At 34.5% G+C, this 880-nt stretch carries 2 protein-coding genes; both read left to right on the top strand.

What is annotated here, in order from left to right; genetic code table 11:
• The first annotated feature begins 38 nt into the window (after positions 1-38).
• Complete coding sequence (locus BBROOKSOX_RS11865) at positions 39-179, top strand: hypothetical protein (protein ID WP_180323951.1); 141 nt, start codon at positions 39-41, stop codon at positions 177-179.
• Between the two features lie 15 nt (positions 180-194).
• Positions 195-578: a hypothetical protein gene (locus tag BBROOKSOX_RS11870; protein WP_139662101.1), complete on the top strand. Its 384-nt coding sequence runs from the start codon at positions 195-197 to the stop codon at positions 576-578.
• Positions 579-880 lie beyond the last annotated feature (302 nt).

Consider the following 880-nt stretch of genomic DNA (forward strand, 5'->3'; position numbering starts at 1 on the left):
AAAACAAAAAAACCACCAAAACCCATTAAAATAACCAAATGCCAAACCCATTTTTAATATCAATTTTAACCTTAATCACAACCCTGGCAACAACCCCAACCATTGCTAATACAAATCTTAATTTCAACGGGCGTTACACGACGCTGACGCTGAAAACTGAGTTTTACGATGGATACTAATACTAAGGATAAATTATGAGTCTAACTAACTGGGAACCCGAAGATTATGGCGATAGTATAACCTTCGAGGATATTGGCTATCCATCATCTATGTTATACGATAATTCGATTGTATCAACATGTGAATCAACCCCACATACTCCATTTTGTGAGGGTTTTAATAAACAAAGGAGAGAGGATATGAGTGAGAAGATACAGGTGGTGTTTTTTATATTAGGTGTCGTTATTTTGATTATATTAATTTATAAGTTGCTTGCAACTAACCCAGTAAGAATTTTTTTCAGGCGAGTTTTAACAGTATTGAAAATAACAACAAGACGGATTAAAGCAAAAGTTAAAAGTGTTAACAATCGATTAGATGAAATAGCGAGAATAGAAGATGAAAAAACCAACAAATAAATGGAATGGCGTACGAGTGCCAAAATGGAACAAGCGCACAAGCTCGCGTAAGCAAAAGATGATTAACATCTACAGAGCAATAACTCCCCATTTGCCCTGTGAAAAAATGGGACGCTACCCTTTTATCGTAAAAACATGACTCCACCCTCTCATTAAAAACAAAACCACTATTTTTAAAACAAAAAAACCACCAAAACCCATTAAAATAACCAAATGCCAAACCCATTTTTAATATCAATTTTAACCTTAATCACAACCCTGGCAACAACCCCAACCATTGCTAATACAAACCTTAATTTCAA

The organism is bacterium endosymbiont of Bathymodiolus sp. 5 South, assembly GCF_900128535.1.
In the GTDB taxonomy this organism is placed as follows: domain Bacteria; phylum Pseudomonadota; class Gammaproteobacteria; order PS1; family Pseudothioglobaceae; genus Thiodubiliella.